This window comes from Mesorhizobium sp. ESP6-5, assembly GCF_020164695.1.
In the GTDB taxonomy this organism is placed as follows: domain Bacteria; phylum Pseudomonadota; class Alphaproteobacteria; order Rhizobiales; family Rhizobiaceae; genus Mesorhizobium; species Mesorhizobium australicum.
The window spans coordinates 489,745-498,577 of the sequence record NZ_JAIUGR010000002.1 but is presented as its reverse complement, the minus strand read 5'-3'; the positions used below and the strand labels follow the sequence as shown (position 1 = coordinate 498,577).

The 8,833-nt window shown below is 62.5% G+C and carries 6 protein-coding genes; 3 read left to right on the top strand and 3 right to left on the bottom strand.

The window, feature by feature from the left end; genetic code table 11:
• From LB524_RS04685 to LB524_RS04675, 3 genes are all read left to right on the top strand, one after another.
• Window positions 1-2,430 (top strand): Ig-like domain-containing protein (locus LB524_RS04685; protein ID WP_263486490.1); only part of this gene is annotated, 2,430 nt, incomplete at its 5' end.
• 63 nt (window positions 2,431-2,493) lie between these two features.
• Window positions 2,494-4,188, top strand: a complete 1,695-nt coding sequence (locus LB524_RS04680; RefSeq protein ID WP_224524008.1) for a type I secretion system permease/ATPase — start codon at window positions 2,494-2,496, stop codon at window positions 4,186-4,188.
• Between the two features lie 19 nt (window positions 4,189-4,207).
• Entirely contained in the window at window positions 4,208-5,545 is a 1,338-nt protein-coding gene (locus tag LB524_RS04675; RefSeq protein ID WP_015319210.1) for an HlyD family type I secretion periplasmic adaptor subunit, read from the top strand.
• A gap of 151 nt (window positions 5,546-5,696) precedes the next feature.
• Here LB524_RS04675 and LB524_RS04670 read toward each other — a convergent pair whose 3' ends face one another.
• From LB524_RS04670 to LB524_RS04660, 3 genes are read right to left on the bottom strand one after another with little or no spacing between them, the layout of a single operon-like run.
• Window positions 5,697-6,164 (bottom strand): metallophosphoesterase family protein, encoded by a 468-nt coding sequence (locus LB524_RS04670; protein WP_140665582.1) that lies wholly within the window; start codon window positions 6,162-6,164, stop codon window positions 5,697-5,699.
• A gap of 10 nt (window positions 6,165-6,174) precedes the next feature.
• Window positions 6,175-7,083 (bottom strand): ribonuclease Z, encoded by a 909-nt coding sequence (locus tag LB524_RS04665; protein WP_224524007.1) that lies wholly within the window; start codon window positions 7,081-7,083, stop codon window positions 6,175-6,177.
• Window positions 7,084-7,114: 31 nt separating this feature from the next.
• Window positions 7,115-8,362, bottom strand: a complete 1,248-nt coding sequence (locus tag LB524_RS04660) for an ISNCY family transposase (protein WP_224524005.1) — start codon at window positions 8,360-8,362, stop codon at window positions 7,115-7,117.
• Window positions 8,363-8,833 lie beyond the last annotated feature (471 nt).

Genomic DNA, 8,833 nt, shown 5'->3' with positions numbered 1-8,833 from the left:
GGCACCGGCTCGGTGTCCGTGGCCGCCGGCAGCTACACCGACGCCGTCCTCAACCTCGGCGGCGCTGGCTCCGACACCGTCACCGTCGACACCCAGAATCCGACCCTGACCGTCGACATCGTCGACGGCGCCCTCAACGACGGCGACAACAGCTCGGTTGTCACCTTCACCTTCTCTGAGGCACCGGTTGGCTTCGACGCCTCCGACATTTCGGCAACCCACGGCACCGTCACCGGCCTGGCCGCCACGGGCGACCCGCTGGTCTTCACCGCCACCTTCACCGCCGACGACGGCTTCACCGGCACCGGCTCGGTGTCCGTGGCCGCCGGCAGCTACACCGACGCCGTCCTCAACCTCGGCGGCGCTGGCTCCGACACCGTTGCGATCGACAGGCTCAACCCGACCGTCGTGGTCGACGTCGTGGCGGCTTCGCTCAGCGACGGGACCCCCAGCTCGAACGTGACCTTCACGTTCAGCGAGGCGCCGGGCGCCAGCTTCACCGTGGGCGACATCACGCCGACGAACGGCACGATCACCGGCTTCACGCAGGATACCGCGACCACCTACCACGCCACCTTCACCGCAACAGACGGGGTTTCCGCGACTGGCTCGGTGTCCGTGGCCGCCGGCAGCTACACCGACACCGCCGGCAACGCCGGCAGTGCCGGCTCCGACACGGTTGCGATCGACAGGGAGAACCCTACATTTACGACTTGGACTTACGAGACGTCCGGCGGATCGAGCAAAAGGATTGTTGTGACAGGCGTTTCCGACGCGGTCTCTAGCTTTACCATCACCGATGCCGGAACACCGCTCACCTGGGCTTCGATAGTCAAGAACGGTTCCACTTGGACCTTTACAGATATCGCAAATGGGGCGCAGCTCCAAAACCACACGTTGACCGTAACTGCTACGGATCCAGCCGGGAACACGTTCTCGATAACGCATGCAGCTCCCGCCGGCACGTCCGGCGAGCCTATCAACCTTGCTCTCACCGACCCCTCGCATGAAAGCGCGCTCATCACCGTCACGGTGAAGGATGTGCCTTCGGGCTGGACCATCGACGGCGCGATCCACAACGCCGACGGAAGCTGGACGATCCAGACCAACGACCTGCACGGGCTGACCGTTACCACGCCGGCCAGTTTCACCGGGGCAGCCGTGCTCGATGTCGAGATGACCTGGATCAATGCCGACGGCACCACGGGCACCGCATCGATCGCCGATAATGTCGAGGCCTACGCACCGGGTTCGCCGATCTTTGCCTGGTCCGGCGACGACGTGCTGACCGGCTCGCACGGCAACGATCTCTTCGTCTTCTCGCAACCGATCGGCGCCGACACGGTGCACAATTTCGATGCCGCGGCCGACCAGATCGATCTCATCGGCTATAACGGATTGGCGGACTTCGCCGACCTCCAGACGCATATCGCCGACGATGCCAACGGCAATGCGGTGATCGCACTCGGCGACGGACAGTCGATCACGCTGGACGGCGTGCATTCGGGCGCACTCACAGCCAGTAATTTCGTGTTCGACCAGACGCCGATCGTCAACAATTCAGGCACCATGACGATCGGCGACGGCGCGTTGCTGCCGCTCAGCGGCATTATCAACAACAGCGGCCTCATCTCGCTCGACTCGGCCGGCGGCGATACACTGCTGCAGGTCATCCAGCACGGCGTGACCTTGCAGGGGGGCGGGCAGATCCTGCTGTCCGACAGCGCCGCCAACATGATTTCCGGCACAGGGCCGGACGTCACTCTGGTCAACGTCGACAACACGATCTCGGGCGCCGGTCAGCTGGGCGGCGGCATGCTCAGCCTCGACAACCAGGGCACCATCATCGCCACCGGCTCGCACGCGCTGGTCATCGATACCGGTGGCAGCGTCGTCACCAACTCCGGAACGCTCGAGGCAACGGGTTCTGGCGGCTTGACGGTCGCCGGCGGCCTGGCGAATTCAGGCATGCTCTGGGCCAATGGCGGCGACATCGTGATCCACGGCCAGGTTACCGGTGACGGCGATGCCACCATCGGCAATTTGTCGAAGCTGGAATTCGGCGGCGCCTCGTCAACGGACGTCACCTTCGGACACGACGCTGCCGGCACGCTGCAACTCGACGATTCCTTCGACTACAGCGGACGGATCGGGGGCATCACCAATGATGACAGGCTGGACCTCGGCGATATCCTGTTCGGTGCGGGAACGACGGCCGTCTATCAGGCAAACCAGGATGGCAGCGGCGGAACGCTGACCGTTTCGGACGGCACCCACGGCGCCGCGCTGCATCTGGTCGGCAATTATGATGCGAACGCCTTCAAGCTTGCCGATGACGGCCAGGGTCATACTGTCGTTTCGTACAATCCGGCGGAATTCACGCTGACCGGCATCGGCAATGGAGCGATTTCAAGCGACTTCGTGGTGTGAGCGAAAAGGGCCGCCGGCTACGGCGGCTCCCTGACCTGACGAGTATCGAGTGGGGTTCTGGAAGTGGATAGCAAGTCTCGAATTGTGAAGGATGCGCTTCGGGCATGCCGCCGCTATTTCCTGCTTGCGGCGGCGTTCAGCCTGGCGATCAACCTGCTCTACCTCGCTTCCCCCCTCTACATGCTGCAGATCTACGACCGGGTTGTCACCAGCGGCAGCGAAACCACGCTGGTGATGCTGACCCTGGTGTTGCTGGCAGCCTTCCTTTCGCTGGCGGGTCTCGACCTGGTCCGCGCCTGGATCCTGACGCGTGCCAGCGCCCGGCTCGACCGTCTGCTTTCGGCAAAGATCCTCGCCGCGTCCGTCGAGGCCCCATCGCCCGGTTCCTCGCCGAGCCAGCCGATCCGCGACTTCGATACGTTCAGGCAGGTCATCACCGGCAGCGGCATCCACGCTTTGTTCGATCTGCCATGGTCGCCCATCTACATCGGCATCATCTTCCTGCTGCATCCGTGGCTCGGCTTCTTCGCACTGGGCTGCTCGCTGCTCCTGATCGGCATGGCCGTGCTCAACGAGTATCTCGTGCGCTCGCCGCTGAAGCAGGCCAACGAGCTGGCGACGAACAACTATAACTTCACCGAGATGAGCCTCAGGAACTCCGAAGTCGTTCGCGCCATGGGGATGATCGACGGTCTCATCCGCCGCTGGGGGCGCGACCGCAACCTCGCGCTGCGGCGCCAGGCGGAGGCAAGCGACCGTGCCGCCTTGATGTCGGGCCTCATCCGGTTCCTGCGGCTCACCATGCAATCGCTGATCCTCGGCCTCGGCGCCTATCTGGTCATCGAACGGCAGATTACCGGCGGCACCATGTTCGCGGCGAGCCTCCTGCTGGGCAGGGGGTTGCAGCCTGTCGAGCAGATCGTCGGCCTCTGGCGCAGCCTGATCCTGGCGCGGGCAGCGTTGGCAAGGGTCGAGAGGCTGGTCGACGGGGGCGCGCGCAACGAAAGAGCGTTCAACCTGCCGAAGCCCAGCGGCATGATTTCCGTCGAGCAGGTAAGCTTTGCAATTCAAAGCCAGCAGAAAGTGCTTCTGCGCGACGTGTCGTTTCGGTTGGAAGCAGGCGAGGCGCTCGGAATCGTTGGCCCCTCCGGTGCCGGCAAGTCGACCCTGGCGCGCCACCTTGCCGGCGTCATGCAACCCAGTCGCGGCACAGTCAGGCTGGATGGCGCCGACCTGTCGCAATGGGGGCACGACGCATTAGGTGATCACATCGGCTACCTGCCGCAAGATATCGAACTCTTCTCCGATACCGTCGCCGCCAACATTGGGCGCTTCAAGGCCAATGTCGACCAGGAGGTGATCGAGGCCGCGCGGCTCGCCGGCGTACACGAGATGATTATCCGCCTGCCGCAGGGCTACGAGACGCAGATCGGGGAGGGCGGCGCCGTGCTGTCGGGAGGATATCGGCAACGGATTGCTCTTGCCCGGGCGGTGTTTGGAACGCCGAAACTGATCATTCTCGACGAGCCGAGTTCCAATCTCGACGCCGATGGCGATCGTGCGCTGAGCGACTGCGCGATCGAGCTCAAGCGCCGCGGCAGCACTGTTATCATCGTCTCGCACCGGCCCTCGACCTTGGCGAATGTCGACAAGATCCTGCTGTTGCGCGATGGCGCCGTCGAGGCGTTCGGCATGAGAAACGAGATCGTGGCGCTGCTCAACCAGCGCGCGGCTCCAATGGCGGTGGCGACCCAATGAGCTGTGGTCGGAGAGATCGATGAGCGACAGTGCCCTCACTTACCATAGCCTGCCTGGCGAGTCGGGCATCCTGGCTCCGGATTCCATCCGGGTGCCGGCCTATATTGGCCTGCTGATCATAATGGCCTTTTTCGGCATTTTCGGCGGCTGGGCGGCTTTTGCCCCTCTGAACGGTGCCGTGCTCGCCGATGCCATCGTCAAGGTGGAAGGCAATCGCAAGAGCGTCCAGCACTTCGACGGCGGTACGGTGAAGGAGATCCGCGTTAAGGATGGCGACGTCGTCAGGAAGGGCGACATAATGCTGAAGCTGGACGACACCAGGATTCGGTCCGAGTTCAATCTCTATGCCCAGCAATATGCACTGTTGCGCGCCACCGATGCCAGGATCCGCGCCGAATTGGACGGCAGCCAGGCGGTTGCCTTTCCCAAGGACATCCTCAAGGAGCACCAGGACTACCTCAAGGACGCAATGGCAAACCAGATCGCCGACCTGGAAAGCCAACGCGCCTCGATGGCCGGCGCAAGGCAGATCCTCGAACGGCGCATTGCCGAGCTCGAGGAGCAGATACGGGGCAAGCAGTCTCGGGTCGAATCCTACCGGGCCCAGCTCAAATCGACGATCGGCGAGAAGGCCAGCCTGTCGAAGCTGCTCAAGGCCGGTTTGACGACCCGCCCACGCGTCCTGGAACTGGAAAGGTCGGCCTCGGATTTGCAGGGCTTGATCGATGATAATCTCGGCGCCATCGGCGGCACCCAACAGAGCAAAGCTGAGCTCGAGAGCCAGATCGCACAATTGACCAATGAGCGCCGGACCAAATTGTCGGCCATGCTGATCGATACGCAATCGAACCTGTCCGACCTCATACCCAAGATGTTCGCCGCCCAGGCCGCCATGGACCGGGCCGAAGTGCGTGCACCCTATGATGGCCAAGTGATGGATCTCAGCGTTTTCTCGATCGGTGCGATCGTGGCGCCGGGCCAGACCATCCTTGACATCGTGCCGACCGAGAATTCACTGATCGTCCAGGCACAGGTTCGCGTCGAGGATATATCGAACCTGCGTCCCGACATGGCCGCCGAAGTTCGTTTCACATCATACAAGCAGCGTTCGATACCCATAATTCATGGACGCGTCGCCCGCATTTCGGCGGATCGCATTACCGATACCAAGACCGGCTTTCCCTATTACCTCGCGGACGTAGCGGTCGATCCCGTGGAATTGGCGGCCGCCCCACAGATTGCGCTTTATCCGGGCATGCCGGCGTCAGTCATGATCGTTACCGAGCAACGCACGGCGCTCGACTACATTCTAGGCCCGCTGGTTGTGTCGTTCCACTCAGCGTTTCGCCAGAAATGACGGATCAGTCCATCACCGCACGCGGCGAGAACTCCCGTTAAACAAGTCGCGAAGAATGCGTGTCTCCGCGTTACGGCGCGCCTGCCATCTTGTGAAAAATCGAGGAGACACTCGGATATAGGTGCGGGCGTGATGTGCGCGCTGAATTGGTTCAGCCGCTTGCGAAGCCCAATATAGAAGGCTCTATGCTGTCTCGAGTGATGTCGACCGTCGCAAGGGTGACAGGCAGCTTAAACCGTCGTGGGCCAGCGCTGCCCGGATTTAAATAAAGCACGCCATCCACTGTCTCCATCCTCGGCACATGCGAGTGACCGGACACGATCAAATCGATGCCTTGGGCAACCGGGTCGATCTGCAGCGTCTTGAGATCATGAAGCACGTAAATTGCTCGCCCGGCGAGGCGTACGAGCTCGGTTTCCGCGTATGGCAGCGCCCAGCCACCGGTGTCTACGTTTCCTCTGATCGCGGTAACCGGCGCGATACAGCGAAGCGCCGTGATGATCTCAGGGCGACCGATGTCTCCTCCATGAATGATGTGGTCGACCCCTGCCAGGCAACGCGCCGCCTCCGGCCTCAGCAAGCCGTGCGTGTCCGAGATGACGCCAATTCTGAATGTCATGGCCCTGCCACTAGACGGTGAGGGTGGTGAAATCCGTTGCGATAAGGCTGTTCGCAAACACCTGAACGGCTTCCGCGAGAATTTCTTCGTCGTAATAGCGGCCGGAGATGTGCGTAAGAACGAGCTGCTTTACATCGCTGGTCGCTGCCAGCGATGCTGCCTCCGCGGCTGTCAGATGTCCGTATTCGCGCGCCATCGCTGCATCTCGTTGCAGGAATGTGGCTTCGATGACAAGCAGGTCGGCGCCGCTCACCTTGTCGGCCAATCCATCAGTGGTTTCGGTGTCGCCTACAATGACCAGCTTCTTGCCAGCCTCGGGTGGTCCGAGGACTGCTTCGGGAGCAATCGTTCGGCCGTCGGGAAGAGAAATTGAGCGGCCTTCGGCCAAATCTTTCCGGATCGGACCGTCTGGCACACCGAGAGCTACCAAGCGGTCCGAACGGAGGTGACGACGCGCCGGCGTCTCGAAGACGAAGCCATAGCTGTCGGTGTCGCGATGGCGAACTTGAAAGCAATCGACGGTGAACTCATCCACCTCGAACACGCGTCCGGGGGCAAGCGGCACGAGTTGCAGCGGGATCGGCGCGCGTCCCTTACCCCAAAGGCCAGCGAGCATGCGGGCGACGACGTCAAGAGTGTCTGCGCTGCCATGAATGGTCACATGGTCCTTGCTCTGCCGGAGCCGAAGCGTCGAGAACAAGCCTGGAATCCCGAGCACGTGGTCGAAGTGCGCGTGCGTGAGGAGCAGGCGATCAAGTCGCCTGAATCCGGCGCCGCTGCGCAGAAGCTGACGCTGGGTGCCTTCCCCGCAATCGACCAGCACCCGTTGACTGCCGGCTTCAACGAACAGCGCCGGGTGATTGCGCCCGGCCGAGGGCACGCTGGCCGAGGTCCCGAGGAAGATAAGCCTGAAGGTCATGCGAGCAGTCTACCTCGCGGGCAACGAGACCTCAAAGCGGGCGAAGGAGCGGTCCTTGATAGACTTCGCGTAACCGGCTGGCGCCGGAGATCATTTGTCCGCTTCTGTTTTTGCGTCGAAGCGGTTCACGCGGCTTGCCTAATGGGGCAAGTTTCTTCGATTGCGGCGCCGTCAGAGCTGTATCGAGCAATGCGTCGCGGCCCGTGGAAGATTGCGAGGGTGCCATCCGGGTACTGCCTGATCCTGACCGTGGCTTTGACGAGGTGATGCCGGATCGGGCTGTGCGGCAGCTGTAATCGCAGCCGCGCGAAGGCGACCGTGTTGTCGCGGCAACGACGCGCTCCTCCTCGATGCACAGGATCTGGGCCAGTTGCCGTGGGTCGGCGACGACAAAGGCGCTGTCCTCGATCGCGGGCGGCCTGGCGAAGCGGGCATTGTGAGCCGGCAGGTAAGTCTGTGCGATGAAGCGGTTGGCGGCCTCGATATCGGCAATTCCCGCCAGCGCCAGCTCCCTCCGCAGCCGATCCTGCAAGGTGGAGAACATCCGCTCGGAGCGCCCCCTGGCTTCAGGGGAGTAGGCCGGGATATGCTCGATGCCCAACTGCCGCAGCGCTCGCCCGACCTGGGTCAGCCGGCTCTTGTCGACCGCCTCGCCGGCCTTGAGCGTCACGAAATAGTGGCTGCCGCGATCGGTGTAGAGGCTCGACGGCAATCCCTTGGCGACGAACGTCTCCAGAAGGCCCTGAAAGCTCGATGCCGTGCCTTCCTCCTCGATCAGGAAGGCCGAATAGATCGTGCTCGTGGCATCGTCCATCGTCACGATCAGATCCAGCATCGGCTCACCCGCGAGCCATCGATGGCGGCTGCCATCCTGATGCAGCATCATCCCCTCGCACGGCTTCCGCTCGCGCTTGCGCCGGTGAGCGCCGCGCCGCTTGGCCCGCTCCACCAGGCCTGCCGCATGAAGCTGCGTCTTGATAGAGGTGTAGCCCCAGCTGAAATGGTGATCGCGCAGCAAGTGCTCGTGGAAATGCTTCACATTCCACCCGAGGTAGCGATGGCGATAAAGCTCCAGCATCTCCTCGATCGCTTCCGCAGGCACCCGGCGCGTGGAAAGCTTGCCCAAACGCCGATCCAGCAACCCAGCCTCACCGGCCTCTTCGTAACGGTCGCGGTAGCGGCGAAACTGCCGCTCCGACATGCCCAGCAACTCGCCCGCCTCCATCATCGATAGATCGCCGCCATTCCAGCGGCTCAATACGTCTCGAAACTTCTGCATTCTCAGGTCCTGTAGCCATGCCGCCCGCTTCACCCCCAGCCTCCATTCGCTGGCGATAAAACCGGACAACTCATGTGCTACCTAATCCGGACAACTCATGTGCTTACGACCTGGGCCTGTCCAAACGTTGCGTCGGTGTAAGCAGGCGCTATGGACAGCGCTTGCGAAAAGGCGCTCCGCGCGGCCGGCGGTCATTGAGACCCAGTTCGGTGAAACCCAGCTGAACCAGCGCGTCGGTATTTGCAGGCTGAAGAGCAAGGACACGCTTCAGCGACCCGGCGGCTTCTTCGAAATACTGTTCCTGCCGGGCCTTGACGCCTTGCGCATAAAGACTATCGGCCCGTTTGTCCATGTGCCGCAGTCGCGCAACCGAGATACAGAACCGCGTATCCGGCAAGTGCGACAAGTCGCTTCTGGTGCATCAGACCTTCCCGCCGCGGCTATGATGGCTTGGTGCGACATTCGTGCCCC

Coding starts and splice junctions, on each gene's coding strand:
- LB524_RS04670 (WP_140665582.1), bottom strand. CDS start 6,164: ATGACATTCAGAATTGGCGTCATCTCGGACACGCACGGCTTGCTGAGG.
- LB524_RS04665 (WP_224524007.1), bottom strand. CDS start 7,083: ATGACCTTCAGGCTTATCTTCCTCGGGACCTCGGCCAGCGTGCCCTCG.
- LB524_RS04675 (WP_015319210.1), top strand. CDS start 4,208: ATGAGCGACAGTGCCCTCACTTACCATAGCCTGCCTGGCGAGTCGGGC.
- LB524_RS04660 (WP_224524005.1), bottom strand. CDS start 8,362: ATGCAGAAGTTTCGAGACGTATTGAGCCGCTGGAATGGCGGCGATCTA.